Source organism: Halomonas sp. ND22Bw, from assembly GCF_003011945.1.
Classification (GTDB): domain Bacteria; phylum Pseudomonadota; class Gammaproteobacteria; order Pseudomonadales; family Halomonadaceae; genus Halomonas; species Halomonas halophila.
The window spans coordinates 1-268 of the sequence record NZ_PXWD01000945.1 but is presented as its reverse complement, the minus strand read 5'-3'; the positions used below and the strand labels follow the sequence as shown (position 1 = coordinate 268).

The following is a 268-nucleotide window of genomic DNA, read 5'->3' as shown; positions in this document are numbered from 1 at the left end:
GAAGACCGAGGCCCAGGTCACCCGGGCGATGGAGGAGTTCCGCTTCGATCACGCCTCCCAGGCGCTCTACGACTTCGTCTGGAACGAGTACTGCGACTGGTACCTGGAGCTCTCCAAGCCGGTGCTGTGGGACGACGCTGCCTCCGAGGCCGCCAAGCGCGGCACCCGCCGCACCCTGGTGCGCGTGCTCGAGGCCGTGCTGCGCCTGGCCCACCCGATGATGCCGTTCATCTCCGAGGAGATCTGGCAGCGCGTGGCGCCGCTGGCC

The 268-nt window shown here is 69.4% G+C and carries 1 protein-coding gene; it reads left to right on the top strand.

Annotated features, from left to right (window positions below; translation table 11 throughout):
• A partial coding sequence (locus CVH10_RS20950; protein WP_146143219.1) for a class I tRNA ligase family protein occupies positions 1-268 on the top strand: 268 nt, incomplete at both ends.